Here is a 26,659-nt window from a genome sequence, read left to right as displayed (position 1 = left end):
ATCATGATCCATGAACGCCAGTTTCTGGCGGGGCTCCCTTGTATGGGGCTTAAGTCTCGCATTGTTTACCGTGCCGGCCGCAGCGCAGGACACACCCGTCCTGTCGCTCGACGACGCGCTCGAACGGAGCGGAGTCGTTGAGACCGGCTCCGATAACCCTGTCAACCCGCGGCTCATCGGGCCGGTTGAAGACGCTGCGGCAGCCCGCGCGCTCATCGACCAGGCCCGGTTAAGGCCCAACCCCGAGCTCTCCTTCGAAGCTGAAAACTTCGCGGGCACCGGAGCTTTTTCGGGGTTGTCCGCCACCGATTACACGCTTTCGGTGGGCCAACGTCTCGAACTGGGCGGCAAGCGCGGCGCCCGCGTCCGTTCGGCCGAAGCCGAAGCCTTGGTGGCTTCGCTGGAGGGCGAGCTGGCCACGGCCCGGCTCGGCCGCGAGGTTCGCGCTCGCTATGTCGAGGCGGTCGCCGCTGCCTCGCGGCTCGAACTCGCGCGCGATATCGTCGAACGCAACCGCGAACTTGCGCGTATCGCAGGCTTGCTGGTCGAAGTCGGCCGAGAGCCGCCCTTGCGCGCGCTGCGGGCTGAAGCGGCAGTCGCGGAAGCCGAAGCAGAGTTGCAGGCGGCAGAGGCTGCCTCACTCGCTTCACGCACTGCCTTGGCAGCACTGTGGAGCGATACCGCTTCCGCGCCCCTCGTGCCCGCAGATTTCCCGGCAATCGTGCCGCCTGCCAACCTGCTTGTTTCCGAAGGATCCCTGCGTCTCCAGGTCGCCCGTGCCGAGCGCGAGGCGGCCGATGCCGCAATAGACCGCGAACGCTCACTGGCGGTGCCCGACCCGATCATCTCCGCAGGTGTCCGTCGGTTCGAGCAAAGCAATGAGCAGGCGTTTCTCGTTGGCGTCTCGATCCCGCTACCCTTTGCCAATCGCAACCAGGGAAACATCGCCGCCGCGCAGGCACGCCTGCGTGCCGCGAACGCACGCGAGGCTGTAGCGCTGGCTGATTATCGGCTGGAGATCGAGCAGGCGCGCTCGCGCTACCTTGCCGCCGAAACCCGGGTCGAAACTCTCGCTCAGACCTCGCTACCGCAAGCCGAGGAAGCCCTTCGGCTCGTCAATGTCGGTTATCGCAATGGCCGCTTCCCGCTCATCGAGGTGTTGGCGGCCGCCGAGGCACGCGACACCATCCGTGAAGCCCTGATCCAGGCCCGGGAAGACCGTGGCCGTCTCGCGGCCGAGCTCATCTGGCTCGCTGCGCAATGAGGACCTCTATCATGAATCGCAAACGTCTGGCCGTTGCCATCGGCCTCGTCATCCTGATCCTTGCTGCCTTTGTATTCTGGCCCGACAGCGGCGGGGCCCCGCGTGATGCAGGAGAGGAAGAACACGCCGAAGGCGAAGAGAATGGCGGCGGTGATGATCACGCCGATGACGGGGTGCCCGAAGGGTTGGTCGAGATCACCCCCGAGCAGATCCGTGCCTCGGAAATCGTGATCGAAACGGTCGGCAGAGGATCCGTCGTCGAACTCGTCTTTCCCGCAACGGTCACGGCAAGTCCGGCCGCCAGTGCACGGATTGATGCCCGGGCATCGGGTGTTGTGCGCAGCGTCGGGAAGACGTTGGGTGATTACGTGCGGGAGGGCGAAGCCATTGCCCGACTCGAAAGTGCCGATGCCGCCGGGCTCGCCGCGCAAGTAAGCGCAGCACAGGCCCGGGTCGGCGAGTTGTCGGCAATTTATGAACGCGAACAGCGTCTATTCGAAGCCAATGTCACGGCGCGCCAGGATCTCGAAGCGGCACGGGCCAATCTGCAGGTTGCGCAGTCGGAGCTGTCGCGTGCCCGTGCGGCCTCGACAGCGGCCGGCGTCAACGGAGACGGGCGATCGCTAGCGGTGACCAGTCCGCTCTCGGGCCGGGTCACGGCGGCACCAATTGTGCTCGGCTCCTTCGTCAACGCCGGCGAGGAACTCTATCGCGTGGTCAATCCCAGCGGGATTCAGGTCGACGTGGCCCTGCCATCGGCTGATGCTGTCCGTATCCAGCCCGGTGACGAGGCCTCTCTGGAAACAGGGGATGGCCGGGAAGTCGGCGCGCGGGTCCGCTCGGTGACGCCCTCGCTCGATCCCGAAAGTCGCAGCGCGACTGCCGTGCTGTCGCTCGCCAGGCCCATTCCCGGCTTGCAGCCGGGCGCATTTCTCCAGGCCACCATTCGTCCCTCGGGTGAGGTCGACGCGACACGCGTGGCTGTGCCGGAAGACGCGGTCCAGACCATCGATGGGGAAGAAGTGGTGTTCGTGCAGACCCGGCGCGGCTTCCAGGCTCGCGGCGTCGTCGTGGGCTCGCGGTCGGGAGGCATGGTGACCATCGTGTCCGGCCTGCAGCCGAACTGGCACATCGCGACCAAGAACGCCTTCCTGCTCAAGGCAGAACTCGAAAAGGACAGTGCTTCCCATGGCCACTGATAACGCAATCGAAAGCCCCCATCGCGAGGGGCGCCAATCTCATGGCCTGATCGGGATGATCCTCGATGTCGCGGTTCGTTTCCGCTGGGCCATGATCGTCCTGACAGTCGGCGCCGCAATCTGGGGGGCGATGAACCTGCTCAAGCTTCCGATCGATGCTGTGCCGGACATCACCAACGTTCAGGTGCAGATCAACACCGAGGCGCCGGCACTGTCGCCTGCGCAAGTTGAAACCCAGGTGACCTATCCTATCGAGACCGGCCTGGCAGGGATTGAGGGGCTCGACTTCACACGCTCGATCTCGCGCAACGGGTTCAGTCAGGTCACCGCCATCTTCGAGGAGGGGACCGATCTCTATTTCGCACGGCAACAGGTGAACGAGCGTCTGGCTCCCCTGACCGCTGCCCTGCCGGAAGGCGCGGAACCGATCATGGGCCCGATATCGACCGGTCTCGGCGAAGTGCTCATGTACACGATCGAATATGAGCACCCCAGCGGGAACGGCGCCCCAGTAGGCGGTACGACCGGATGGCAGGCGGACGGCAGCTTCGTCACCGAACGTGGCGACAGGCTGGACAGCGATGTCGCAAAGGCCGCGTATTTGCGCACGGTACAGGACTGGATCGTGGCGCCGCTGATGCGCTCGACACCGGGCGTCGCCGGGGTGGATTCCATCGGCGGCTTCGAGAAGAAGTATCTCGTCCAGCCCGATCCGTCGCGCCTGACCGGCTACGGCTTGTCATTCGACGACCTGATCAATGCGCTGGAGGCTGCCAACCTTGCCGAGGGTGCGAACTTCGTCGACCGCGCGGGTGAGGCATTGCTCGCGCGGGTCGATGCCCGGCTCGGTAGCATCGAAGATATCGAGCAGGCCGTTGTCGCGACACGCGAAGGCGTTCCGATCCGCATCGTCGATGTCGCGACCGTCAGCATCGGCGGCGAGCTCAGAACCGGCGCGGCTTCGCTCAACGGCGACGAGGCGGTTGTGGGCACAGTGCTTATGCGTGCAGGCGAAAACAGCCGCACCGTTTCGGCGCAGGCTGCCGAACGGCTTGAGGAGGTGCGCGCTTCGCTGCCGGACGGGGTCGAAGCGGAGATTGTCTACAATCGCTCCTCGCTGGTCGATGCCACCATCGCCACTGTCGAGAAGAACCTCGTCGAAGGGGCGCTGCTCGTTATCGTGGTGCTGTTCCTGCTGCTTGGCAATATCCGCGCCGCGATCATCGCCGCGCTGGTCATTCCGATATCGATGCTGATGGCCGCAATCGGCATGAACCGGCTTGGCGTGTCGGGTAATCTGATGAGCCTTGGCGCACTCGACTTCGGCCTGATCGTCGACGGAGCGGTCATCATCGTCGAAAACAGCGTCGCGCGGCTTGCCGCCCGCCAGCACAGCGAAGGGCGGCTGCTCACGTTGGGCGAGAGGCTAACCGAAGCGAGGCTGGCGGCGCAGGAAATGATCAAGCCGACCGTTTATGGGCAGGCGATCATCCTGCTGGTCTACGCGCCTCTGCTCACCTTCACCGGGGTCGAAGGCAAGACCTTCTCGCCCATGGCCATCACGGTGATGCTGGCGCTGGCTTCGGCGTTCGTCCTGTCGCTGACTTTCGTGCCAGCGATGATCGCCGTGCTGCTCAACAAGAAGCTCACCGAAAAGGAAGTGAAGCCGGTTCGCCTGGCAAAGGAACGCTATGGGCCCGCGCTGCGCCGCGCCATAGCGCGTCCGTGGCCGGTGATCGGCGTAGGGGCGGGACTGTTCGCGGTCGCGGCCTTCATGTTCAGCTTCCTTGGCAGCGAATTCACGCCGCAGCTCGACGAGCGCGACCTCGCCGTGCAGGCCCTGCGCATCCCGTCGACCCCGCTCGAGCGGTCGCTCGAAATGCAGCGCAAGGTCGAAAACCGGCTTGAGCAGTTTCCGCAGGTCGCACTGGTCTTCTCCCGCACAGGTACGGCTGAGGTGGCAACCGATCCGATGCCGCCCAACGCGTCCGATGCCTATGTCATTTTGAAGCCGCGTGACGAATGGCCGGATCCTGGTCTGTCCAAGGATGACCTGGTCGCCGAGATGGAAAGCGCGCTTGGTGCCCTCGTGGGCAATGCCTACGAATTCAGCCAGCCGATCGAGCTTCGCTTCAACGAGCTGATCGCGGGCGTACGCGGTGATCTCGCCGTCAAGCTCTATGGCGACGATCTCACCGCTATGACCGCTGCTGCCAACGAGGTTGCCGGGGTTCTGCAGGGCATCGAGGGCGCGGCCGACGTCAAGGTCCAGCAGGTGACCGGCTTCCCGACGCTCGACATCGCGTTCGACCGGCCCACCATCGCGCGTTATGGCCTTACGGTCGAAGACGTGGCCCAATCGGTCGCCATTGCTCTTGGAGGCAGGCCCGCCGGGCTGGTCTTCGAAGGCGATCGCCGGTTCGATGTCGTCGTTCGCCTGTCGAATGCGGCGCGGGACGATTTCGACCAGCTCGGTGCGCTCCCGATCCTGCTGCCGGGCGGTTCGACGATACCCTTGCGCTCGGTTGCCGAGTTCCGGGTGGTCGACGGGCTGGCAGAAGTTCGCCGCGAGCAGGGCCGCAGGCTCGTGATCGTATCCGCTAATGTCCGCGAGCGCGATCTCGGCTCGTTCGTGGAAGAAGCGCAGGCACAGGTGGGCGACAGGGTCGAACTGCCGCCCGCATCCTTCATCGAATGGGGCGGGCAGTACCAGAACCTGCAGGCCGCGAAGGAACGGCTCTCTATCGTGGTGCCGATCTGCTTCACGGTCGTCCTCTTGCTGCTGTTCATGGCGCTGGGCGGATGGATTCCGGCCTTGTCGGTGTTCAGCGCGATCCCGATGGCGCTTGCAGGCGGTGTTTTCGCATTGGCTCTCAGGGGTATGCCGTTCTCGGTCTCCGCTGCGGTCGGCTTCATCGCATTGTCGGGCGTTGCCGTCCTCAATGGCCTCGTGATGATGACCGCGATCCGCCAGCGGCTCGATGCGGGACTGGCTCTCGACGATGCCATTTGCGAAGGCGCACTGGCTCGCTTGCGACCGGTCCTGATGACGGCTCTGGTGGCATCGCTCGGCTTCGTGCCCATGGCGATAGCCACTGGCACCGGAGCCGAAGTGCAGCGACCTCTCGCGACGGTGGTCATCGGCGGTCTGATCACCGCCACGGCACTCACCTTGTTCGTGCTTCCGGCCATAGCCCGGCTTGTCCTGCACACGGATGAGGACAAACGAAGCTGGCGGGAAAAGTGGTGGGATCGCATTCGGCGCAATCTCACTCGGACAGAGCGCCGCGAGTGGTCTGAAATGACCTGACGATCATCTGCGTCTTCCGGAGGAAGCCCTTTGGTTTCCTCCGGAAGCCCTGATCGTACCGAAAGTAGGATTCTGTTCATGCTGCCCAAGCTCTATGCCCGCTACGGCCAACACATGGAGGAAACTGAACACAACGGGCACACGCAAGTAGGGAGTACAGAGCGCTCCAGCCCACTCTTCGAGAAGGAAGATTATCCCATGGTAGAACGTTCATTGAAGCAAGGGCTTCCCTGTCCTGCCTGCAACGTTGCTCTCGTTATGAGCGATAGGCAAGGCATCGAAATTGACTACTGCCCGCAATGCCGGGGCGTGTGGCTCGACCGAGGCGAACTCGACAAGATTATCGAACGCAGCGCAGTCGAAACAGCCTCGTATTCGGCACGCTCCGCAGGTTTCCAACGCGAAAGGGGAAGCCACGGAAGTGGTTATGACCACGACCGCCATGGTCACGGCCACCATAAGCGCCGCCGTCGTAAGAGCTTTTTTCAAGAGCTTTTCGACTGAGATGTCACTGACTGACCCCCCACAAGCAAAAGCCCCCCTTGCGTGCTTGTGCGAGAAGGGTCCGCGCCGTGAGCGTCTTCCCCAGGCGCTCACGGCGAAAGAATGCAGCCGCCCGGCGCTCGCGCTCCTATCGAGCATATTCCTGCTGGTCGTCAGTTCAGGTTGCTCGCCCGATTCTGATGCTGAAAAGGCCGGCGGCGCGTCGCACTTGGTCGGCACGCACATCTTTACGTGCGAGGATGGGAAGAAAGTAAGCGTTGAGTTTGTCGGGGACGGCCTGACGATCAATCTCGCGACGTTGCCGGACGGCGAAGCCGAACGTCTGACTTCCCCGGCAGCCGGAGTCACGTATTTCAGTGACTATGTGAACCTCGCGGTTTCGGGTGATGCGATCGCGATCCTGCGCGCCGACGTCCCATCGCAAGTCTGCCGCCGGGATAACCGGAAGCGGGCCGGCCAACCGCCTCCCTAGCGGCCCGCCGCCGCACTTTCTGGCGCTGGCGCTACAACCCCCGAATTCATCAGAGGAAATTCCATGTCGCAAAAGCTTCAGCTCGATATACCGCTCATCCTTCCCGAGATCCCGGACGTTAACGACGCCTGTGTCGAGCGGCTGACAGCCAACCTTGCGGCGCGACCGGGAATAGAGAAAGCGCATATCGTGCCGGCCGAAGGAGACAAGCCGGCTCTACTGTGCATTCACTATGATCGCGAGACCCTTTCTCTGGGCCGCATCCGCGACATTGCCCAAGCGGCCGGCGCGGCCATCTCCGAGCGATATGGCCATGTGCTGTGGCCGGTTAAAGGGATCACTCACCAGCGAAAGGCGCGAACTGTAAGCACGCGGTTGCGAACCCTGCGGGGTGTAATCGAAGCCGATGCCAATGCCGCCGGCATGGTGCGCGTGGAATTTGATCGGGAACAGATTTCGGAACGGCAAATCTTCCGCGTGCTCGCACGGATGGGGGTCAGTCAGACAAGACGGACGCTGGTATATTCTCCCGAGGATGCGCGTTCAGGGGACGACCTTAGCACCGATGACGCAAAGGGCGCGCGCACGAAGACCGACGGTCACGACCATGATCATGGCGCTTTCCTTGGCCCCAACGCTGAACTCATTTTCGCGCTCGCCTGCGGCGCCTTGCTCGGCATTGGTTTCGCCATCGAAAAGTTCGTCTTGGCAGCACCGGGCTGGCTTCCGACTGCGCTCTATATCATCGCCTACTTCTTCGGTGGCTTCTTCACCCTGCGCGAGGCGATCGACAATCTCAGGCTACACAATTTCGAAATCGATACCCTGATGCTGGTCGCCGCCGCGGGAGCGGCTGCGGTGGGTGCCTTTGCCGAAGGGGCATTGCTGCTGTTCCTGTTCAGCCTTGGCCATGCGCTGGAGCATTACGCGATGGGGCGGGCCAAGCGCGCGATCGAGGCTCTGGCCGAGCTGGCACCGCAAACAGCACTGCTCCGGCTGGAAAGCGGCGGCAGCGAAGAGATCGCCGTTGAAAAGCTGGTGCCGGGCGATGTCATCGTCGTCAGGCCCGATGCCCGCATCCCGGCCGACGGCTTCATCGTCAAGGGCACGACCAGCATCAATCAGGCACCCGTGACCGGCGAAAGCATGCCGGTGGACAAACATGCCGTGCCGGACGAGACGCTTGCCCGGTCCAATCCGCAGCAGATCGACGCGGCCAGCAGGACATTCGCCGGGACCATCAACGGCAGCGGCCTGATTGAGGTCGAGGTCACGCGCCTTTCGAGCGAAAGCACGCTCGCAAAGGTCGTGGAGATGGTCAGCGAGGCCGAGACTCAGAAGTCGCCGACCCAACGCTTTACCGACCGCTTTGAGCGATTATTCGTACCGATCGTCCTGTTGCTCGCGTTCGTGATGCTTTTCGCATGGATCGTGGTGGACGAGCCGTTCAGTGCCAGTTTCTACCGGGCCATGGCCGTTCTGGTCGCGGCAAGCCCTTGCGCGCTGGCTATCGCCACGCCGAGCGCGGTCTTGTCCGGCGTGGCCCGAGCCGCACGAGGCGGGGTTCTCGTGAAGGGCGGCGCACCGTTGGAACTGCTGGGCTCGCTGAAAGCAGTGGCCTTCGACAAGACCGGTACGCTCACCCGCGGCGAACCTCAGATTCAGCGCATCGTTCCGGCGAAAGGTGTGACGGAAGCAGAACTGATGGCCGTGGCCGTCGCAGTGGAGAGCTTGTCGGACCATCCGCTTGCGAAAGCCATCGCCCGTGATGGTCGGAACTATGTGGGCGAATACCCGATTCCCAAGGCTAACGATCTCAAGAGCATGACCGGCATGGGAGTTCGCGCGGCGGTGGCCGGGCAGATGGTCCTGATCGGCAAGCCCGAAATGTTCGGTGCCGATGGCGTCCAAGAGCTTTCGGACGAGATGGCGGCAGCCATCGAGCAGCTGCGCGAAGGCGGTCACACCTCAATGGTCGTGCGGCGCGAAAATCTTGATTTGGGGGCGATCGGACTGATGGACACCCCACGCGAATCCGCGCGGAGCGCGCTCGAACAGTTGCGGGCAATCGGCATCGAACGGATGATCATGATCTCCGGAGACCACCAGCGCGCGGCGGAAGGGATCGCCGCGCAGGTGGGCATCGACGAAGCATGGGGGGACCTCATGCCTGAAGACAAGGTCGAGGCGATCAAGAAGATTCGCGCCGAAGCCAAGGTTGCGATGGTCGGTGATGGCGTCAACGACGCCCCTGCCATGGCGACCGCGACCGTGGGCATCGCGATGGGCGCGGCCGGATCCGACGTCGCGCTGGAAACCGCAGACGTTGCGCTGATGGCCGACGACCTGTCTCATCTGCCATTTGCCGTGGGGCTAAGCCGGACGACGCGATCGATCATCTTGCAGAATGTCTTTGTCAGCCTCGGCGTCGTCGTCTTCCTGGTGCCGGCGACCATTTTGGGGCTGGGCATCGGACCGGCCGTGGCGGTGCATGAAGGATCGACGCTTCTCGTCGTCTTTAACGCTCTGCGCCTGCTCGCATATCGCGACAAGAGCCACGCATGAAATTGCACCTTGGTTAAGCATGAGCGGAGCATTTCCGCTGGCTTCTGGCAGCTTCGATGATTTCAGAGGTTTGGTTAGTATTGTCATTTGAGAGAGTTAGTGATCGAATTACGCCAGCTTCGCTATCTGATCGCGGCCGCGGAGGCAGGAAGTTTCAGCCGCGCGGCGCGTCTTCTCAACATCAAGCAGGCCACGCTCAGTCGGCATGTACTGGAAGTCGAAAGGCGGCTCGGAATAGTTCTCTTCGACCGAAAGACACGTGGCGCGACCCTGACGCCGAACGGCAGAACCTATCTGGAGACGGCCCAGCGGATCGTGAACGAATTCGAGGAATTGAACGGCTGGGTTCGTGCAACGAAGACCGGCCACGCCGGCCGGCTCGCAATTGGCTTTTACACCTCATTTTCAGCCGGAAATCTTCGTGCGACAGTCAGCGAGTTCGGCGAGTGGTTTCCCGATGTGAAGGTACGCGGCTTCGAGCGGGGCCGCGATATGCTGCTCGCGGGAATCGAGAACAGGTTGCTCGACATCGCGATCATGATCGGCGAGGCTCCTTATCGGGGACTGATGAGCCGCCCATTCTGGAGCGAGCGTATCCTCGTGGCGATGCCGGAAGGTCATCCGCTTGCCGAGCGTGACCGGCTTCACTGGACCGACCTGACCGGCGAACGCTTCCTGCTGACGGCGCGCGATCCCGGTCCTGAAACGCGCAACCTGCTCTTGGGCAAGCTAGGAATGCCAGGCTACGCGCCCGAGATAGACATGGACGATGTGAGCCGCGACACAGTACTCAGCGTCATCGCACTTGGCGGACGGATCTCGGTCGTCGCAGAATCCGCACTCGGCATTCAGGTCCCGAATGTGGTGTTCCGCGAAGTCCATGAAACCAACGGCCATATACGGATTGGCTATTCGGGCTATTGGCGCGAGGATAATGAAAATCCCGTTCTACGCCGGTTCCTCGATTTCGTGGCCGTCCGCTATTCGCTGCCGCCCATCCCGGCGCGGACGCCATCGGCTCAACAATCGGGAGAGGAACAGTCATGACTCAAGGCAAGACACTCATCATCGCGCTCATCACCGTGGTCGTCGGATTTGGCGCCGGATTTGTATTGCGGCCTGTCATCGCACCCGCTCCGCAGACGGCAAGCATTGCAGCTTCGGCATCCAGAGCTTCGGCTACAGCCGGACCACGCGGCAAGCAGCATTTCGCCGCCCATCTCGACGAAGCGCGGCATGTCCAGGCACAATGCGCGGAAGGAACGGTTCGCGGCGACGAATGCTTCAATGCCGAAATGGCGGCCGTGGAAGCAGACGGCAGGGCGCGGTCAAAGCGGTTCTTTGGCAATTGAGGCGGGATATAAGTCGCCGTCAGTTCGCTTGGGAACGATGCCGGCGAAAAGCCCGATCGGTCGCCATGAACCGGGCCAGCATCGGCGCGATCAGTTTTTCCGGCGGGACGGCATCGCCACCGGTCTCGGCCGCCAGCGCGGCAGCATAGGCGACAAGGTCGCGATGGACGGTAGCCGGTAGTTCGACCGTGACCTTTACCGGCTTGTCGTCAACCAGCAGCCCAAGCTTCAGTTTCGTCATCGCGAGCCTCCCACCGGCTCCAATATGAGGTCGCGGGCCAGGATCACGCGCAAGGGATGCCCCGGCCGGACGGTCAGCGTGGGCTGCACGTTCAACTGCCGGTAGACGATCCGCTGGCCTGTCTGATTGATAGTGCTTTGTGATCCTCGACGCAGCGCGCGAGTCAGATCGTCATCACTGTCCGCGCCCAACTCGGCGCCTACGCCAAGCAACGTCGAAATAGCCGCAGCCCGGAGCAGATTACCCCAGTGGTGGTTCACGCGGTCCTGCAAGCCGGCATAGCCCGCAGTGTCCGCGCCGGGCTGGCGCTCAAGGTTGATCGAGCGGCCGTTCGGCAGGATGAGCCGATCCCAGGCCAGTAGGACACGGGTCTGCCCGGCGGCGATGTCGCTGTCATATTCGCCGATCAGTCGGGAGCCTTGCGGAATGAGCAGAATGCGCCCCGTTGGACTGTCATAGACATTCGCGGTCACCTGCGCGGTGATCTGGCCGGGGAGGTCGGAACGAATGCCGGTGATGAGCGCGGCCGGAATGATGCTGCCGGCCTGAAGGAGATTGGGCGATGGAAGCCCGGTCAGCCGTTCGGTGCTCACCGTTCGCCGGCCGGATGCCTGCTGCAGAAATCCACGCTTGGCTGCCTGGTCACCTTGCGGTGCGACTTCTCCCTGATCGGCCGGTGTCTGTGCCGTGAGATCAGGCAAGACCGGCAGCGACGAAGTCGCGGCGGCTCCTCCCACAGACCCACCACCAGGAAAGACAGTGCTGGTCCGGGCGGCATCACGCTCCTGTGCGGCGCGCTGGCGTGCGGCTTCTTCGGCCTGCGCGCGCGGATCGGGCTGCGCGCCGACCGGCGGCACAGGCACATTCTCGCCGCGCTCGCGCGCCGCGACGATGGGGCCGCCGAGATCGCCGGGCAGCGGTTCGCCGAGCCTGGGCACATCGCCATAGTCCTTCGGTCCTGACGTGATGGCCTCGCTTGTCGCACGGCTGTCGGTGCTGAAGAGTTCTTCGCTTGCCCGCTCGCTTGGCGGCTGCAGCGCATAGATCAGCGCGCCGCCGATGCCGAGGCCGGCCACCATGCCCAGCACCGCCAGCGCCTTCCTCGACAGGCGCATGACCCTCGGCGTGGACCCGCGAAGCTGGAACGGCCGCGAATCTGTGGCCGCAGGTTGAGCTGTTCGCTCCGACGCGACCTGTTCGCCAACGGGCGTTTCCAATTCAGACTGCTGATCGGGCTCGGCCATCACCGCCGCTCCCGTCCATCTGTGCGAAGGATCTGGACGCGGCGTTTGCTGCGCTTGTCGCCGAGGCGCAGTTCAGCCCCGGCGAACAGACGGTCCACCACCATGTAGCGGCCGCGCACGCGGTAATTGACCAGTTCGGCATCGCCGGCAGCGCCGGTCACGAACAGCGGTGGCATCTCGCCCTGCGCGATACCGGCGGGAAACTCGATGATCACCTGTCGGCCGTCATCGAACGCGCGCACGGGTGTCCACGGCACACGATCGCCTTCGATCCGATAACGGAAATTGAGCGCGGAGAGATCGACACCCGTTGCCGCAGGCGCGGCAGATGCCGCCATTGCGTTGCGATTCCGCAGAGCAATTAACTCGTCTTGCGGATAGATCCACGATACCGATGCCATATATGTCTCAGGCGTCGCGCGCAGTTCCAGATGATAGCTGCGCCGATCGGTATTGATGACGAGATTGGTGGCAATGTCGGGCCGGGTCGGCTTGACCAGGATATGCACGCGAGCGGACGCGCCATTGCCGCTGAGCGTATCGCCGATGATCCAGCGCACGGTATCGCCTGCCGCGACCGGTCCGGGGCCGACAAGCCGCTCGCCTTCCTGTAAGGCAATGTCCGTGACCTGTCCGGGCGCAGTGTAGACCTGATAGAGCGCGCCATCCGACCAGGGATATTGCTGGATGGCATTGAGAAAGCCGTCGCGCACAGGTTGCACACGCGCGGCGTCATTGGCCGCACCGATACGTTTCCTGGGATCGGCGGGCTCGGGCTTCGCCCTGGATTCCGCGACCGGCTTCAACTGACCCGGCAAGGGTAGCGGCTCGGGAATGGCAACCACCTCGACCGGCCGGGGAGTCGCCGGTGCAGGCATGGCCGCGATCTCGCGCGGCGGATCGTCGTACGCGATTTCCGGCAGCCTTGGCGATGTGGTGGCACAGGCGGACAGAGCCGAGGCAACGAGCGCGAGAGCAAGAGATTTGCGAGCGGGTAATCGGATCATTGGTCCAGTTCCTTCGACCAGTTGATGGCGTTGACGAACAGGCCGAGCGGATTCTTGCGCAAGGCATCGGGCGTGCGCGGGGTCTGTATGACGATGGATAGAATGGCCGACCAACGGCTGGTGTTTACCAGGCTGCCGTCCTGATAGCGGCGCTCGGTCCATGCGACGCGGAAGCTGTTGTCCGAGGCGCGAATGACGCTCGATATATCGACTGCGACCTGCACCTTGCCGACCTCGGCCAATGGATCATTGGCGCGGGCATAGTCATTGAGGGTCATCGCGCCTTTGTCGGTGGTGAAATCATAGGCGCGCAGCCAGTTCTGCCGAACGATCACCGGATCGGCCGGAATGCTGCGGACCTGTTCGATAAAGCGGGCAAGCTGGAATGCGATCTGCGGATCGTTCGGCCGGTAGTCCGCGGTAGCGGGTGCTACTGCCTGGGCCTGGCCCATCTTGTCGATCTCGACCACCCAGGGAACGATGTGACCGCGCGCGGTCTGCCAGACGAGACCGCCCGCAAGGCCCCCGGAAAGGACGAGACAACCGAAAAAGGCAAGGCGCCAGTTCCGCGCCTGGACGCGCGCGGAGCCGATACGGTCGTCCCATACCTGTGCAGCGCGCTGATAGGGTGTGACGGGCTCGGGCATCTGTCCGTAACGGATGGATGGGCGTCGGAACATCGTATCATTCCTTCTCGCGAATATCGGGACCGGAACCCCCGCCATGACTGTCTCCGGCTTTCAGCGTATGGGCCGCAACGGTCGCGCCATGAGCAGCGGACTGACGGCGTTTCATCGCGGCGGCCCATGCAGGCTGTGATGAAGAGGAGGCAGTGCCTCCCGCCGTATCGGCGGCTGCGCCAAGACCTGTGCGAGCGCCCGCGCGGTGACTTTCCTTGAGCGAACCGGCAGCCTTTCTGAGTGGTGAAATAACCGCGCCTGCGGCAACCTTACCGGCACTGGCTGCGCCGCCAGCGACGGCCGCGCTGCCGTTCTTTCCGAATGAGCCGGCGGCATAGGCCCCGCGCGCCGCGCCGGACGTGTAGGCAGCGCCTCTCGCCGTACCGCCGATCGCGCCTGCCGCCGCGCCCGCGCCAAGCCGGGCGGCGGCCGCACCGCCGACCAGCGCACCACCGGCGGCCAGCGCGGTTCCGGCCGCGGCTCCTGCGCCAAGCTGGGGACCGCCTGTGACGATGCCGTTGGCAATGCCCGGGCCGAAGATCGAAAGGCCCAGCAGCGAGAGCGCGGCCAGCGCAATCGCCATGACCTGCTCTGCATCGGGCTCCGGACCCATGGTCACGGTAAACTGGCTGAATAAGGTGGTGCCGATGCCAGTGATGACCGCAAGCACCAGCACCTTGATGCCGGTCGAGACGATATGGCCCAGCACGCGCTCGGCCATGAAGGCGGTGCGGCCGAAAAAGGCGAAGGGCAGGAGGACGAAGCCAGCGAGTGTCACCAGCTTGAACTCGATAAGGGTGATGAAGACCTGCACCGCGATGATGAAGAAGGCGAGCACCACGATCAGCCAGGCAATCAGCAGTACGAGAATGATGGCGAGATTGGCGAATACCGACCAGATGCTGCTGAACGCCTCGGTGGCGTCGATCAGGGGCTGGGCCGCGTCGAGCCCGGTCTCGGCGATGGAACCGGGTTGCATGAACTCCGCGAGGCTGAGCGCATCACCACTCGCCTTGAGCCCCAGCCCCGCGAAGCTTTCGAACAGGATTGTCGCCAGCGTCGATAAGTTGCCGATGATGAAGGCGAAGATGCCGATATAGAGGGTCTTCCTGACGAGCCGCTGCAACACGTCCTCGTCCGCGCCCCAGGCCCAGAATAGACCGGCAAGCGTGACGTCGATAGCAATCAGCGTGGTTGAGAGGAATGCGACCTCGCCGCCCAGCAAGCCGAAGCCGGAATCGATATAACCGGTAAAGACGCCCAGGAAATTGTCGATGACGCCGGTATCGTTCATCGCCGGTCACCTTTATCGCTGCCGAAGAAGCGTCGGCGCTTTTCCGTCCAGGCCTGTTCGCAAGCCGTATCGGGCATGGTGAGCGTGGCGCAGCGTTCGAGTTCGCGCACCAGCTTCTCCTGCTGCTCGCCTTCTTCGACGACAGGCGGGACCGCTTCACGCGGCGGGTCGCTCGGTTCGCGCAGGGCGACGATCGCCACGGTCAGCATGATACCGGCGATCGCCGCGACGCCCGCGATCCTGGAATTGCGCGACATTGGCCGGCTCCTCTCAGTCGCGCCCGAAGAAACGGCGGAAGCGCTCGCGCCCTTCGGCTTCCTCGGCGGCCTGCCGCGCGGAATCGAGTGCCTGTGCCCGGCCCTGTGCCGCGACCAACGCGGTCAGATCGGCAAGCTGCTGCGATTGCAGGGCGAGAAGCTGATTGCCGGCCTGGCTGGCCTGCAGCGCGCCGGTCGCCGACTGACTCGCCGAAACCAGATCTTCCATGGTGGTGCGGGCGCCGTCGATATTGCCGACGACACCGGCCTGCACCTTGAGCGAATCCTGAAAGGCGCCGACGCTGTCTTCCCAGCGCGCATTGGCATTGGCGATCATCTGCGCGTTGCTGCCGGTAAGCGCCGATCCCTTGTAACGATCGGTGAACGCCTGGTCGATCTGCTGCACATCATAGGCGATTCGCTGGGCTTCGCCGAGCAGCCGCTGCGTCTCGCGAACCTGATCTTGCAAGGTCTGAAGCGAGCTGAATGGCAGCGAAGCGAGATTGCGGGCCTCGTTGACGAGGCTGGCCGCCTGGTTCTGGATTTGCCGGATCTGATTGTTGATCTGTTCGAGCGACCGGGCGGCGGTCAGCAGGTTCTGCGCGTAATTGGTGGGATCATAGACGATCCCGCCGAACTGCGCGTGCGCCGGGCTTGCGACGGTAATGCCGAAGACGCTGGTGGTAGCAAGGACGCCGGCCATTAGGGCACGACGCACATGGGGCAGTTTCATGATTCAATCTCCATATCTGGTGTGAGGGAAAGCGGGTTCTCGAAGGCGGAAGCCTCGGACAACAATTCGACGGCCCAGGCACAGCCGCGATAGCGCAGCCATTCGGCTGCGAAAGCCGATGCCCCGTGGGTCTCGATCAGGTCTGCAATGGTGAGTTGGTCGGCTTTCGATGACGACGCGGCGAATGCCAGCGCCACTTCGCCCAGCCCCAGCTCGAACAGCCGGTTGCCGCGCCGTGACTGACAATAATAGTCGCGCTTGGGCGTTGCCCGGCTCAATATCTCGATCTGCCGGGCATTGAGCCCGAACCGCTCGTAGATGGCCGCGATCTGCGGTTCGGCCGCACGCTCGTTCGGCAGCAAGATGCGCGTCGGGCAGCTCTCGATAATGGCCGGCGCGATGCTGCTCGTCTCGATGTCGGCGAGACTCTGTGTGGCGAAGACGACGCTCGCGTTCTTCTTCCTGAGCGTCTTCAACCATTCGCGTAGCTGCGCGGCGAAATCCGGGCTGTCGAGGACAAGCCAGCCCTCGTCGATGATGATGAGCGTGGGCGAACCATCGAGCCGGCCCTCGATCCGGTGGAAGAGGTAGGAGAGCACAGCGGCGGCTGAGCCCGCGCCGACCAGGCCCTCGGTCTCAAAGGCCTGAACCGAGGCTTCTCCGAGCCGTTCGGCTTCGGCATCGAGCAACCGGCCCCACGGCCCACCGATGCAGTATGGAGCGAGCGCCTGCTTCAATTGCTGGCTCTGAAGCAGGACGGCCAGGCCGGTCAGCGTGCGCTCCGATAGTGGCGCGCTGGCGAGCGAGGTCAGCGCCGACCAGATATGCTCCTTGGCTTGCGGATCGACAGTGACGCCTTCGCTGCCAAGGATCGCGGCCAGCCATTCGGCCGCCCAGGCACGTTCCGCCGGATCATCGATCTTGCCAAGCGGCTGCAACTGCACACCACCGTCATCGTCGTCATCGGACAGACCGCCGCCGAGATCCTGCCAGTCGCCGCCCATGCCGAGGGCAGCGGCGCGGATCGAGCCGCCGAAGTCGAAAGCGAAGACCTGGGCATTCTCGTAGCGCCGGAACTGCATTGCCATCAGCGCGAGCAGCACCGATTTACCCGCGCCGGTCGGTCCGACGATCAGCGTATGGCCGACATCGCCGACATGAAGAGAAAACCGGAACGGGGTCGAGCCTTCGGTCCTGCCGTAAAGCAAGGGGGGTTGTCCGAAGTGCTCGTCCCGTTCCGGCCCCGCCCATACCGCTGACAGGGGGATTAGGTGGGCGAGATTGAGCGTGGAGATCGGCGGTTGCCGGACATTGGCGTAAGTGTGGCCGGGCAGGCTTCCCAGCCACGCCTCGATTGCGTTCATGCCTTCGGCAAGACAGGTAAAATCGCGGCCCTGGATGACCTTCTCGACCAGCCGCAGCTTCTCCGCCGCGATGGCGGGATCGCGGTCCCACACTGTCACGGTCGCCGTGACATAGGCCATGCCGGCATAATCAGCGCCCAGCTCCTGCAGGGCGGTGTCAGCGTCGGCGGCCTTGTTCGAGGCATCGCTGTCGAGCAGCGTCGACGCCTCGTTGGTCATCACCTCCTTCAGGATCGCGGCAACCGACTTGCGCTTGGCGAACCATTGCCGCCTGATCTTGGTCAGCAGCTTGGTCGCGTCGGTCTTGTCGAGCATGACCGCACGGGTGGACCAGCGATATTCGAAGGCGAGCCGGTTGAGTTCGTCGAGCAGGCCGGGAAAGGTCGCGCTCGGAAAGCCGGTGACGGTGAGCGTGCGCAGATGATGCTCGCCCAGCTTCGGTTCCAGCCCGCCGGTCAGCGGTTCGTCGGCCAGCAGCGCGTCGAGGTGCATCGGCGTCTCGGGAACGCGCACGCGCTGGCGGTGGGTTGAGATCGTGCTGTGCAGGTAGGTCAGCGTCTCACTATCGTCGAGCCAGCGCACCTCGGGCATGAAGCCTTCGACCAGATTGAGCACACGGTCGCTGCGGTCAGTGAAGCTCCCCAGCAGTTCCCTGGGATCGACACCCGAGTTCGAGCGGCCTTCGTAAAGCCAGCCCTCGGCGCGCGCGGCGTCCTCTGCGGGCGGCATCCACAATAGGGTTAGATAATAGCGGCTCTCGAAATGGCTGCCTTCTTCCCGGAACTGTTCGCGCCGCTCCCTGTCGACCAGCGCCGAGACCGGATCGGGAAAGGTAGCGTCAGGATAGTCGAGCGCGGGCACCCGCTGCGCCTCGACGAAGATCGCCCAGCCTGAACCGAGCCGCCGCAGCGCATTGTTGAGCCGCGCGGTGGTGGCGACCAGTTCTGCCGGTGTCGCTGAATCAAGGTCCGGCCCCCGGAACCGCGCCGTGCGCTGAAAGCTGCCGTCCTTGTTGAGCACCACACCTTCGCCGACCAATGCCGCCCAGGGGAGGAAGTCGGCGAGATGCGCGGCGGCGCTCCTGTATTCACGCAAGGACATCATGGCCGCATCCATGTCGGGTAGCGCAGATGCCGCCGGGCTACGTCCACGAATTGCGGATCACGCCGCGCGGCCCAGACCGAGAGCGCATGGCCGATGGCCCAGATAGCCAGCCCTGCAATCCACAGGCGCAGCCCGAGACCGATTGCGCCGGCCAGTGTCCCGTTCAGGATCGCCAGCGAGCGCGGCGCGCCGCCGAGCAGGATCGGCTCGGTCAGGGCGCGATGCACCGGCGCCATATATCCGGGAATGGGTTCGCCTGATTCCATCAGACCAGCGCTCCGCCGCCGAAGCTGAAGAACGACAGGAAGAAGGAACTTGCGGCGAAGGCGATGCTGATCCCGAACACGATCTGGATCAGCCGCCGGAAACCGCCCGACATATCGCCAAAGGCAAGGGTCAGACCGGTGATGATGATAATGATGACCGCGATGATCTTGGCGACCGGGCCTTCGATCGATTCGAGGATCGACTGCAGCGGCGCTTCCCACGGCATTGACGAGCCGCCTGCATAGGCAGGCGAGGATAGGGACAGCGCAATCACGCTGGCGGTGACGGCAAGCATGGCGCGGCGTGCGCCATGCCGAATGGCATGGATCATGGCAGGTCTCCTGTTTGGGGCTGGGAAAGCGAAGTGAGCCGGTAGTCGTCGGTCGTGGGATCGAGTCCTTCGACACGGGCCAGTTCGGCAAGACGGCGGCCGTGCCCATCGCGGACCAGCAAAGCGATCAGGTCGATGGTCTCGGCCAGCAGTGCGCGCGGGACCGTGACGACGGCCTCCTGGATGAGCTGCTCCATGCGCCGCAGCGCACCGAGCGCGGTTCCGGCGTGGATGGTGCCGATGCCGCCGGGGTGGCCGGTCCCCCAGGCCTTGAGCAGGTCGAGTGCTTCGGCACCGCGAACCTCGCCGATAGGGATGCGATCAGGGCGCAGCCGCAGCGAAGAGCGGACAAGATCGGAAAGCGAGACGACGCCATCCTTGGTGCGCATGGCGACGAGGTTGGGCGCGGCGCATTGCAACTCGCGCGTGTCTTCGATCAGGACAATGCGGTCGGAAGTCCGGGCAACCTCGGCCAGCAGTGCATTGACCAGCGTAGTCTTGCCGCTGCCCGTGCCACCAGCGACGAGGATATTGGCGCGGGTGGCAACGCCTTCACGCAGCGCTGTGGCCTCGACCGCCGACATGATTCCGGCCGCCGCATAATCGTCGAGCGTGAAGACAGCGACGGCGGGCTTGCGGATCGCGAACGCCGGCGCGGCAACCACGGGCGGCAGCAATCCCTCGAAACGTTCTCCGCCTTCGGGCAGTTCGGCTGAGACGCGCGGGCACAGCGCATGGACCTCGACGCCGACATGGTGTGCAACCAGACGGACGATGCGTTCGCCATCGGCAGCGGGCAGCGTCATGCCGGTGTGGGCGATGCCTTCTCCCAGCCGGTCGACCCAGAGCCTGCCGTCCGGATTAAGCATCACCTCGATCACTTGCCCGTCATCGAGCCAGGCTGCGATTGATGGCCCCAGCGCCGTGCGCAGCATGCGCGCGCCGCGTGAACTTGACTCGGAACGGATCGGATGGTCGGTCAAGGTAAGCCCCAGCTTGTCTGCCGGGCGAACCGCCGCCCGGCGTCAGGGGCTCATCAAGAAAGCCGCAAAGCGGAAGGACACAACAGGAAAATACGTGCTTCGCAGTCCGGCGAAGAAAGACAGGGAATGGCGTAGGAAAACCCCTGGCCGCCGGGTAGTGACAGGAGGGAAGCTTTCGGCACTTTCATGCAATGTGAAGGCCCTTAGAGAACTTGCTCGATCGCCCCTCCGATGATGGCAATCGCACGATCGATCTGCTGATCGTTCGAAAACCGCCCGAAGCTAAAGCGTATGCATTCTGAGGCAGCCTCACGATCGAGCCCCATGGCACTTAAGACATGTGAGGGTTCCATTGTTCCTGACGAGCAAGCGGATTGGGTTGAAGCCGCAATCTGCGGCTGCAAGCGAGCCAACAGGTCCGCCGCGTTTTGCCCGCGAAATTGCATGAACGCATTGCCTGGGTGACGCCCATCTCGCCCACCGACTAGCTTAGCTATTTGTTTTTCCTCTATAATGTGGACAAATTTATCTCTGAGTAATGCGACACGATCACGCTCCGCAGATCCTTCGGTTGAAATGATCCGGCAGGCTTCGCCAAACCCCATAATCAACTCCGTGGGCATTGTTCCGCCACGCCGTCCGCCTTGTTGGCCCGCGCCAACGATGACCGGCTTGATCAAGGCAGAAGATCCGGGGCCCGCTAGCAGTGCGCCGACCCCCTTGGGGCCATATAGCTTGTGCGCAGAGATCGTCGCGAAGGGGATGTCGAGGCCAATCAAATCAATGTCCATGGCGAGTGGCGCCTGCGCCAAGTCAGCGTGAAAGACCGCCCCATGGGATCGACAAAGGGCTGCTATCTCTCCTAGCTCCGCGATAGCTCCATTTTCGTTGTTCACGCCCACAACTGATACGAGCGCAACTTTCCCACTTAGCATTGCTTGCAATTGGCTAGGATCAGGTGCCCCACGGCTATCGAGGGGAATGTACTTTACCCTCAAATCGCGGCTCTCTGCCTCATTGCGGATGGATCCATGATCTGCCGCGCCAATTAGAACCTCTGTTCGACCCGTTTGGGACGCAATGGCTTGGGCTGCCTTAAGCGCCATGGCGTTCGCTTCGCTCGCGCCCGAGGTAAACGTCACGTCATCGGCTCCAAGCCCGAAAAGACTGCCGACTTGAGCTGAAGCAGTTTCGATGGCTGCGGCTGCTCGCCATCCTAGGACATGATCGGCCGAATGCGGATTGGCGAAATGCGTCGCGTACGCCGCCTCCATCGCCTGCAAGACTCGGCCGTCCAACGGCGTTGCCGCCTGATAGTCGAGGTAAATGCTGTCTCCAACTTCCACGGTGCCCTCAGTGCTGGACGATGTATCCAGTAGCTTCTATAGGGTTTCCTACTGGATGACAGCCCCAGGAGGCGAAGTGAGTGGCCAAGAACTAAAAAGTGATCAGTACCGTCCATGCTTTTCGGGGCATGAGACGTTTCCTCTGCGCTACGGATGGCTGCAAAAGGCTTACCAAGCCGTCAGCGTCGCCTCGTCGCCTAAGGACGCTGTGCATGTCTTTCGCGACCCGGAATCGATTGCGCGCTTCGGCGTCGGTCGAAATATGGTCGGCGCAATAAGATATTGGGCGACGGGCGCCGGGATACTCGATGAAACGGAGGAAGGCCTCGCAACCGGTTGGTTGGGCGACATGCTATTTGGGCCTGACGGGATCGATCCCTATCTCGAAGAAGACGCTTCACTTTGGCTTCTCCATTGGCATTTGGCAGCGCGCACCCGACTGACGTCAGCCTATTGGCTGTTCAACGAGTTCCGTGGAGGCAGCTTTGTTAGGCAAGATATCGTAACCGCTCTGCAGGCGCTCGCACAGGAATGCGGTTGGAGCAGGGTAGCCGCCACGACGGTGGATCGAGACCTCCAATGCCTGCTGAGAACCTATATCGGTGGCCGGGGCTCAGGCGATGCAGGAGACTCGATCCTAGCCGAACTCGGACTCATCCGCCCCATGGATAAGCAGCGATCGCGGCTTTCGCGTGGGCGTAAGCCAAGCTTACCTGATGCTGTGTTCCTGTTCTGCCTCAACGCATTCTGGGCGAATTTTGCTCCGTCGCAAAACACCATGTCGTTCGAGAACGCAGCCTATGCGCCGCGATCGCCGGGTAGAGTCTTCCTGTTGGATGAAGAGGACATCGTTGAACGGCTCGAACGCCTCGAGGACACGTCAGGCGGTGCGCTTGTCTGGTCTGAAACCGCCGGCTTGCGGCAGATCATTCGGAAGGACAATCGTCGGGCAGATCGCGAGCAAAGCAATTTGCGTGATGCGCTTGTTCGTGGACTGGTGCGGCAAGCAGCATGAGCGATCCCATAGCAATCACACCGCGATTTCGCCGCTCGGTGCGGATCGACGCTGATTTTGCTTCCGCTACTGCCATTGATGGTTTCTTTTGCCCCCCATCGTTTCAGGCTGCGATTGCCTTCATGGCCGCGCATATCGCCGATACCGAGCAAGGCGCATTCACCTGGACGGGGCCTTATGGAGGAGGCAAGTCCAGCTTGGCACTGGCACTTGCCTGCCTGTTCGGCGCACCAAAGCCTATCCGCGATCAAGCCGCGTCGCTGTTCGGGGCGGCGGCTACTAATGCCTTAAAGGCGGCACTGCCCCATTTCCCCGCGCGCTGGGACGTATTGCCATTGGTCGTGGAGCGTCGCTCCATTTCGGCACAAATCGCTGAACGTCTGGAGCTTTCGGCAGATGCAACACCGGCTGCTATCCTTGCAGAACTCCAAAGACGATCAAGCGACCGCGGCCTCCTTCTCATTTTGGATGAACTCGGACGGGGGCTTGAAGCTGCGGCCGACGGTGAAGGTGACATACATCTTCTCCAGGACATTGCGGAACTTGCGTCAAGAAGCCAAGGCAGGCTTATCATTCTCGGTGTCTTGCATCAGGCATTCGAAGAATATGCCGAACGCCTCAGCCGAAAAGTGCGGGATTCCTGGGCGAAAATCCAAGGCCGCTATGTTGATATTTCGATTTCCGTGTCGCTTGAAGAGTCCATCGAACTTGTGGGCGAGGCGCTAGGCCACCACCGCGCGGTCCGAAAGGCGCTCCCCCTCGCCGAGACATGCGTCGATCATCTCAGGCCTGCAAAGGGTAAGTCCGAGGCCAAACGGTTGGCCGGCAAGCTAGCGCGAACCGCGCCGCTTCATCCCTTCACTGCATGTCTTTTGGGTCCTTTGTCCCGAAGACGATTTGGTCAGAACCAGCGAAGCATCTTCTCCTTTCTCAGCTCCGCTGAACCCTTTGGTCTTCAGGATGCTTTGGCCGGCGAATCCCCTGATTGGGTGTACGGACCGCACCTTCTGTGGAGCTATCTGGAGGCCAATTTCGAAGCTGCCATTCTCTCGTCTCCCGATGGGCGGCGTTGGGCATTGGCGCACGACGTCATCGAGAGAGCAACGGCCCGAGGGGCAAATGACACCGAATTGAAGGCGTTGCAAACGATAGCAGTCCTCGATCTTTTCAAGGACAAGTCAGGTCTTGCCGCACAGCCTGAAACGATTGCGTTGGCGCTCTACGATGTCGATCGAGCGGAGGTGGACCGCGCGCTGACACTTCTGGAGCGCCAATCAGAAATCGTCTTCCGCAAGCACACCGGAATCTACGTACTTTATGCTGGATCCGACTTCGACGTCGAAGCAAGACTTCAGGAGGCAATCGCCGAGACTACCGAAGTCGATCTCAACTTGGTCCGCGTGCTTGCAGACCTGCAGCCACTCTTGGCAAAGCGTCATCACGAAAAGACTGGAGCAATGAGATGGTTCGAGATGTCGATCGAACCTGTTTCCAGACTGAATACCCTGGATGTTCCCAAGCGCTCGCAGGAGATCATCGGACGCATCATATTTCCGTTGCCAACACAGAGCGAGACGGCCGCCGAGGCAATCGGCGCCTATGAAAGTGCGATCCGAACCTATGACTCTCACCGCCTCCTGATCGGGCATCACCCAAACGCTGGCAGGCTACTTGAACTGGCGCGAGAGCTTACCGGACTAAGCCGCCTCGGGACCCGTTTCCCCGAATTGCGCGGAGATCCAATAGCGCGGCGTGAAATCGATTCACGCATCACAGAAGTGCGGCAAAAGCTCGAGGACAATTTGCACGGGCTGATCGGAGAATGCCTTTGGTATGACGGCACCGAACAGCCGCGCGCCCTATCCAAGCGCCTGCTGAATGAGCACTTGTCATGCCTTGCAGAAACGATCTTCAGCGACGCTCCTGAAATTCGCAACGAACTCCTAAACTGCTCTGAACCGTCTTCAAATGCGGTCAGCGCGCGAACCAAACTTATGAAGCGGATGGCGATGCGGGGCTCCGAACCAAGCCTTGGCTTCGAAGGCAAGAACTATCCAGCAGAACGCGGGCTCTACATTTCCCTCTTGCAGGAAACTGGTCTGCATATTGATGGGGAATTCCGAGCGCCGGAGCCCAGTGGCAAGTTGCATCCGCTTTGGCGGGAGGCAGATGCTTTGCTGGCTACCGCCGAACATGGCATAGTGACTGCGGACGAAATCATACAGACTTGGGGAAAGGATCCGATCGGACTGAAGACCGGACTGGGTCCTGTGTTTATTGCCGCCTACATATTGTCTAGGCGCGCGCGCGTAGCCGTGTATGGCGAAGGCGTCTTTCAAAGCAGTTTCAACGAGCTTTGTGTCGAATTCCTGGCAAGGAACGCCAAGGATATTGGGTTGCGCCGCGTTGAAATGGAAGGTTTCGTGGGGGAAACACTTGCCGAGCTAGGTGGTCTCTTGAAGCTTAAAGGCGCAGCCGAACCTCTGCTTGTTGCGCGAACCATTATTGGTGAATTCGACGAGCTTGTGCCCTGGACAGCGCGAACCCAATCACTTTCACCCCGCACGCTTCAAGTCCGCGAGATCCTCAAGCGGGCCAACGATCCCAACAAGCTCCTGTTTGATGATTTGCCTCGACTGACAGAGCCGTTACCTGACGGCCACTTTGATCCGAAGGGAACCGCCCTCCTTCTGAGAGATGCGCTGGCAGAAATGCGGGCAGCCTATCCCAAGGTCCTTGATGAACTCAAAGGTCTCATGCTGCGCGAACTCGATGTCCGAGGGCAGGATGAAGACGCACTCAAAAATCTGCGCGGACGGGCCGACAATATCCGCCAGATTGGGGGTGACTTGCGGCTTGAAGCGTTCGTCGGTCGTTTGACCCAATTTCACGGGACACGCGAGGATATGGAGGGCGTGGCAAGTATCGCCGCCAACAAATTGCCCCGAGATTGGAATGACGGCGATCGCGAGCGTGCAGCCGTCGGAATAGTGGAACTTGCGGCGTCCTTCCTGAAAACGGAGACAATGGCGCGGGTGAAAGGACGTAAAGACCGCCGTCACGCGCTCGCGGTGGTGGTCGGCAAGGATTCAGCACGGCAATCACTCTTCCGTGAATTCGAGGTGGCGGATATCGACCGACACGATGTCGAGAATTTGGCCAACATAGTCGACAAGGCGCTGAGCAAAGCGGACCAGCAGCGCCGAGACATAATCCTAGCCGCTCTTGTAGAGGTGACATCGAAGTACATCGACTCTGACAGGCAATTTCGCGTTGGCGAAAGGGCATGAGCAGAACCCGCCATGTCTTGGGCCTATCCGGTGGGAGAGACAGCGCTGCGTTGGCAGTTTTCATGCGTCAACGGCATCCCGAGATTGATGTCGAATATTTCTTCACCGATACCGGAAAGGAATTGCCCGAGGTCTACAGATACCTCACACGGCTGGAGGGCTATCTTGGCAAATCCATACTGCGCTTGAACCCTGATCGCGATTTCGATTTTTGGCTAAAGAGTTACAAGAGCTACCTTCCGTCACCGCAATCGCGGTGGTGTACCCGGCAGTTGAAGCTCCGTCCTTTCGAGCGGTGGGTTCGGCAGTTTTTGGATGCCGGTGAGACCGTCATCTCCTACGTCGCCATTCGCAGCGATGAAGAATATCGCGAAGGTTACCAGTCCAACAAAGACAAGCTGCTTATCAGCCTACCATTCAAGGACAGCGGTATTGACAAGACCGGCGTCATCGAAATTCTCGAAGGTTCGGGTCTTGGCCTGCCAGACTATTATGGCTGGCGGACCCGCAGTGGCTGCACATTTTGTTTTTTTCAGCAGAAGATTGAGTGGGTGCGCCTGCGTGAGCGACACCCAGAGGCGTTCGAAGAGGCCAAACAGTATGAGAAGAATGCGATCGAGCACGGCTCCCCCTTCACCTGGAGCCACGGAGAATCTCTCTCCGAGCTCGAGCAGCCGGAGCGGCAGGAACAGATAAGAGACGAACATCAAAAGCGTCTCGAGCGAGCGCAGTCTCGGCTTCAAGGCAACCCATTGCGACCAAACGCTTCGATCGATCTGGACGATGTCTATGGCGGAGCGGCCAAAGCATGCCTGACTTGCCATAAGTAACATTGTT

The 26,659-nt window shown here is 62.2% G+C and carries 23 protein-coding genes; 11 read left to right on the top strand and 12 right to left on the bottom strand.

What is annotated here, in order from left to right; genetic code table 11:
- Positions 1 to 10 precede the first annotated feature (10 nt).
- The 8 genes from LOZ74_RS15390 (at position 11) to LOZ74_RS15355 (ending at position 10,666) form a co-directional block, all read left to right on the top strand.
- On the top strand, positions 11 to 1,264 hold the full coding sequence (locus LOZ74_RS15390; RefSeq protein ID WP_230291897.1) for a TolC family protein: 1,254 nt from the start codon (positions 11 to 13) through the stop codon (positions 1,262 to 1,264).
- An 11-nt stretch (positions 1,265 to 1,275) separates the two neighbouring features.
- Entirely contained in the window at positions 1,276 to 2,463 is a 1,188-nt protein-coding gene (locus LOZ74_RS15385) for an efflux RND transporter periplasmic adaptor subunit (protein WP_119592760.1), read from the top strand.
- A gap of 46 nt (positions 2,464 to 2,509) precedes the next feature.
- Positions 2,510 to 5,773, top strand: a complete 3,264-nt coding sequence (locus LOZ74_RS15380; RefSeq protein ID WP_230293921.1) for a CusA/CzcA family heavy metal efflux RND transporter — start codon at positions 2,510 to 2,512, stop codon at positions 5,771 to 5,773.
- 198 nt (positions 5,774 to 5,971) lie between these two features.
- A complete protein-coding gene (locus LOZ74_RS15375; RefSeq protein ID WP_230293920.1) occupies positions 5,972 to 6,277 on the top strand; it encodes a zf-TFIIB domain-containing protein in 306 nt (101 codons plus the stop codon).
- Positions 6,201 to 6,749 carry a hypothetical protein gene (locus LOZ74_RS15370; RefSeq protein WP_230291896.1) on the top strand — a complete coding sequence of 183 codons (549 nt, stop codon included), beginning with the start codon at positions 6,201 to 6,203 and terminating at the stop codon, positions 6,747 to 6,749. Before LOZ74_RS15375 ends, LOZ74_RS15370 begins: the two co-directional genes overlap by 77 nt.
- Before the next feature lie 63 nt (positions 6,750 to 6,812).
- Positions 6,813 to 9,314 carry a heavy metal translocating P-type ATPase gene (locus LOZ74_RS15365; RefSeq protein WP_230291895.1) on the top strand — a complete coding sequence of 834 codons (2,502 nt, stop codon included), beginning with the start codon at positions 6,813 to 6,815 and terminating at the stop codon, positions 9,312 to 9,314.
- Positions 9,315 to 9,413: 99 nt separating this feature from the next.
- A complete protein-coding gene (locus tag LOZ74_RS15360; protein WP_230291894.1) occupies positions 9,414 to 10,361 on the top strand; it encodes a LysR family transcriptional regulator in 948 nt (315 codons plus the stop codon).
- Complete coding sequence (locus LOZ74_RS15355) at positions 10,358 to 10,666, top strand: hypothetical protein (RefSeq protein WP_230291893.1); 309 nt, start codon at positions 10,358 to 10,360, stop codon at positions 10,664 to 10,666. The genes LOZ74_RS15360 and LOZ74_RS15355 overlap by 4 nt, the downstream gene beginning before the upstream one ends.
- 19 nt (positions 10,667 to 10,685) lie before the next feature.
- Here LOZ74_RS15355 and LOZ74_RS15350 read toward each other — a convergent pair whose 3' ends face one another.
- From LOZ74_RS15350 to LOZ74_RS15295, 12 genes are all read right to left on the bottom strand, one after another.
- The gene (locus tag LOZ74_RS15350) at positions 10,686 to 10,907 is read right to left on the bottom strand and encodes a DUF2274 domain-containing protein (protein ID WP_119592765.1); all 222 of its coding nucleotides are present in this window, start codon (positions 10,905 to 10,907) and stop codon (positions 10,686 to 10,688) included.
- Positions 10,904 to 12,151, bottom strand: coding sequence for a TrbI/VirB10 family protein (locus LOZ74_RS15345; protein ID WP_230291892.1), 1,248 nt, complete (start codon positions 12,149 to 12,151; stop codon positions 10,904 to 10,906). Before LOZ74_RS15345 ends, LOZ74_RS15350 begins: the two co-directional genes overlap by 4 nt.
- On the bottom strand, positions 12,151 to 13,158 hold the full coding sequence (gene trbG, locus LOZ74_RS15340; RefSeq protein WP_230291891.1) for a P-type conjugative transfer protein TrbG: 1,008 nt from the start codon (positions 13,156 to 13,158) through the stop codon (positions 12,151 to 12,153). Before trbG ends, LOZ74_RS15345 begins: the two co-directional genes overlap by 1 nt.
- A complete protein-coding gene (gene trbF, locus LOZ74_RS15335) occupies positions 13,155 to 13,838 on the bottom strand; it encodes a conjugal transfer protein TrbF (protein WP_046903665.1) in 684 nt (227 codons plus the stop codon). Before trbF ends, trbG begins: the two co-directional genes overlap by 4 nt.
- A gap of 4 nt (positions 13,839 to 13,842) precedes the next feature.
- Positions 13,843 to 15,132, bottom strand: a complete 1,290-nt coding sequence (trbL, locus tag LOZ74_RS15330; protein WP_230291890.1) for a P-type conjugative transfer protein TrbL — start codon at positions 15,130 to 15,132, stop codon at positions 13,843 to 13,845.
- Complete coding sequence (gene trbK-alt, locus LOZ74_RS15325) at positions 15,129 to 15,389, bottom strand: putative entry exclusion protein TrbK-alt (protein WP_230291889.1); 261 nt, start codon at positions 15,387 to 15,389, stop codon at positions 15,129 to 15,131. The genes trbL and trbK-alt overlap by 4 nt, the downstream gene beginning before the upstream one ends.
- 13 nt (positions 15,390 to 15,402) lie before the next feature.
- Positions 15,403 to 16,122, bottom strand: a complete 720-nt coding sequence (trbJ, locus tag LOZ74_RS15320) for a P-type conjugative transfer protein TrbJ (protein ID WP_230291888.1) — start codon at positions 16,120 to 16,122, stop codon at positions 15,403 to 15,405.
- A complete protein-coding gene (gene trbE / locus LOZ74_RS15315; protein WP_230293919.1) occupies positions 16,119 to 18,590 on the bottom strand; it encodes a conjugal transfer protein TrbE in 2,472 nt (823 codons plus the stop codon). Before trbE ends, trbJ begins: the two co-directional genes overlap by 4 nt.
- Complete coding sequence (locus LOZ74_RS15310; RefSeq protein ID WP_230291887.1) at positions 18,587 to 18,856, bottom strand: VirB3 family type IV secretion system protein; 270 nt, start codon at positions 18,854 to 18,856, stop codon at positions 18,587 to 18,589. The genes trbE and LOZ74_RS15310 overlap by 4 nt, the downstream gene beginning before the upstream one ends.
- Positions 18,856 to 19,152 carry a TrbC/VirB2 family protein gene (locus tag LOZ74_RS15305; protein ID WP_370638913.1) on the bottom strand — a complete coding sequence of 99 codons (297 nt, stop codon included), beginning with the start codon at positions 19,150 to 19,152 and terminating at the stop codon, positions 18,856 to 18,858. The genes LOZ74_RS15310 and LOZ74_RS15305 overlap by 1 nt, the downstream gene beginning before the upstream one ends.
- Before the next feature lie 32 nt (positions 19,153 to 19,184).
- Positions 19,185 to 20,171 carry a P-type conjugative transfer ATPase TrbB gene (gene trbB, locus LOZ74_RS15300; RefSeq protein ID WP_230291885.1) on the bottom strand — a complete coding sequence of 329 codons (987 nt, stop codon included), beginning with the start codon at positions 20,169 to 20,171 and terminating at the stop codon, positions 19,185 to 19,187.
- A gap of 203 nt (positions 20,172 to 20,374) precedes the next feature.
- The gene (locus LOZ74_RS15295; RefSeq protein ID WP_230291884.1) at positions 20,375 to 21,517 is read right to left on the bottom strand and encodes a cysteine desulfurase family protein; all 1,143 of its coding nucleotides are present in this window, start codon (positions 21,515 to 21,517) and stop codon (positions 20,375 to 20,377) included.
- Positions 21,518 to 21,593: 76 nt separating this feature from the next.
- Here LOZ74_RS15295 and LOZ74_RS15290 point away from each other — a divergent pair, with 76 nt between their 5' ends.
- From LOZ74_RS15290 to LOZ74_RS15280, 3 genes are read left to right on the top strand one after another with little or no spacing between them, the layout of a single operon-like run.
- A complete protein-coding gene (locus LOZ74_RS15290) occupies positions 21,594 to 22,532 on the top strand; it encodes a DUF4007 family protein (RefSeq protein WP_230291883.1) in 939 nt (312 codons plus the stop codon).
- Complete coding sequence (locus LOZ74_RS15285; RefSeq protein WP_230291882.1) at positions 22,529 to 25,822, top strand: hypothetical protein; 3,294 nt, start codon at positions 22,529 to 22,531, stop codon at positions 25,820 to 25,822. The genes LOZ74_RS15290 and LOZ74_RS15285 overlap by 4 nt, the downstream gene beginning before the upstream one ends.
- The gene (locus LOZ74_RS15280) at positions 25,819 to 26,652 is read left to right on the top strand and encodes a phosphoadenosine phosphosulfate reductase family protein (RefSeq protein ID WP_230291881.1); all 834 of its coding nucleotides are present in this window, start codon (positions 25,819 to 25,821) and stop codon (positions 26,650 to 26,652) included. The genes LOZ74_RS15285 and LOZ74_RS15280 overlap by 4 nt, the downstream gene beginning before the upstream one ends.
- Positions 26,653 to 26,659 lie beyond the last annotated feature (7 nt).

The sequence above is a fragment of the Croceicoccus sp. Ery5 genome (genome assembly GCF_020985325.1).
Classification (GTDB): domain Bacteria; phylum Pseudomonadota; class Alphaproteobacteria; order Sphingomonadales; family Sphingomonadaceae; genus Croceicoccus.
The sequence above is the reverse complement of the archived record's forward strand: the minus strand, read 5'-3'. Positions and strand labels throughout refer to the sequence as shown.

What these genes read in the sequence shown, in the direction of transcription:
- trbF (WP_046903665.1), bottom strand. Translation starts at nt 13,838, where the DNA reads ATGTTCCGACGCCCATCCATCCGTTACGGACAGATGCCCGAGCCCGTC.
- trbE (WP_230293919.1), bottom strand. Translation starts at nt 18,590, where the DNA reads ATGATGTCCTTGCGTGAATACAGGAGCGCCGCCGCGCATCTCGCCGAC.
- LOZ74_RS15365 (WP_230291895.1), top strand. Translation starts at nt 6,813, where the DNA reads ATGTCGCAAAAGCTTCAGCTCGATATACCGCTCATCCTTCCCGAGATC.
- LOZ74_RS15345 (WP_230291892.1), bottom strand. Translation starts at nt 12,151, where the DNA reads ATGGCCGAGCCCGATCAGCAGTCTGAATTGGAAACGCCCGTTGGCGAA.
- LOZ74_RS15370 (WP_230291896.1), top strand. Translation starts at nt 6,201, where the DNA reads ATGACCACGACCGCCATGGTCACGGCCACCATAAGCGCCGCCGTCGTA.
- LOZ74_RS15385 (WP_119592760.1), top strand. Translation starts at nt 1,276, where the DNA reads ATGAATCGCAAACGTCTGGCCGTTGCCATCGGCCTCGTCATCCTGATC.
- LOZ74_RS15305 (WP_370638913.1), bottom strand. Translation starts at nt 19,152, where the DNA reads ATGCTTGCCGTCACCGCCAGCGTGATTGCGCTGTCCCTATCCTCGCCT.
- trbK-alt (WP_230291889.1), bottom strand. Translation starts at nt 15,389, where the DNA reads ATGTCGCGCAATTCCAGGATCGCGGGCGTCGCGGCGATCGCCGGTATC.
- LOZ74_RS15285 (WP_230291882.1), top strand. Translation starts at nt 22,529, where the DNA reads ATGAGCGATCCCATAGCAATCACACCGCGATTTCGCCGCTCGGTGCGG.
- LOZ74_RS15355 (WP_230291893.1), top strand. Translation starts at nt 10,358, where the DNA reads ATGACTCAAGGCAAGACACTCATCATCGCGCTCATCACCGTGGTCGTC.
- LOZ74_RS15375 (WP_230293920.1), top strand. Translation starts at nt 5,972, where the DNA reads ATGGTAGAACGTTCATTGAAGCAAGGGCTTCCCTGTCCTGCCTGCAAC.
- LOZ74_RS15350 (WP_119592765.1), bottom strand. Translation starts at nt 10,907, where the DNA reads ATGACGAAACTGAAGCTTGGGCTGCTGGTTGACGACAAGCCGGTAAAG.
- LOZ74_RS15390 (WP_230291897.1), top strand. Translation starts at nt 11, where the DNA reads ATGAACGCCAGTTTCTGGCGGGGCTCCCTTGTATGGGGCTTAAGTCTC.
- trbJ (WP_230291888.1), bottom strand. Translation starts at nt 16,122, where the DNA reads ATGAAACTGCCCCATGTGCGTCGTGCCCTAATGGCCGGCGTCCTTGCT.
- LOZ74_RS15310 (WP_230291887.1), bottom strand. Translation starts at nt 18,856, where the DNA reads ATGGAATCAGGCGAACCCATTCCCGGATATATGGCGCCGGTGCATCGC.
- trbL (WP_230291890.1), bottom strand. Translation starts at nt 15,132, where the DNA reads ATGAACGATACCGGCGTCATCGACAATTTCCTGGGCGTCTTTACCGGT.
- trbG (WP_230291891.1), bottom strand. Translation starts at nt 13,158, where the DNA reads ATGATCCGATTACCCGCTCGCAAATCTCTTGCTCTCGCGCTCGTTGCC.
- LOZ74_RS15280 (WP_230291881.1), top strand. Translation starts at nt 25,819, where the DNA reads ATGAGCAGAACCCGCCATGTCTTGGGCCTATCCGGTGGGAGAGACAGC.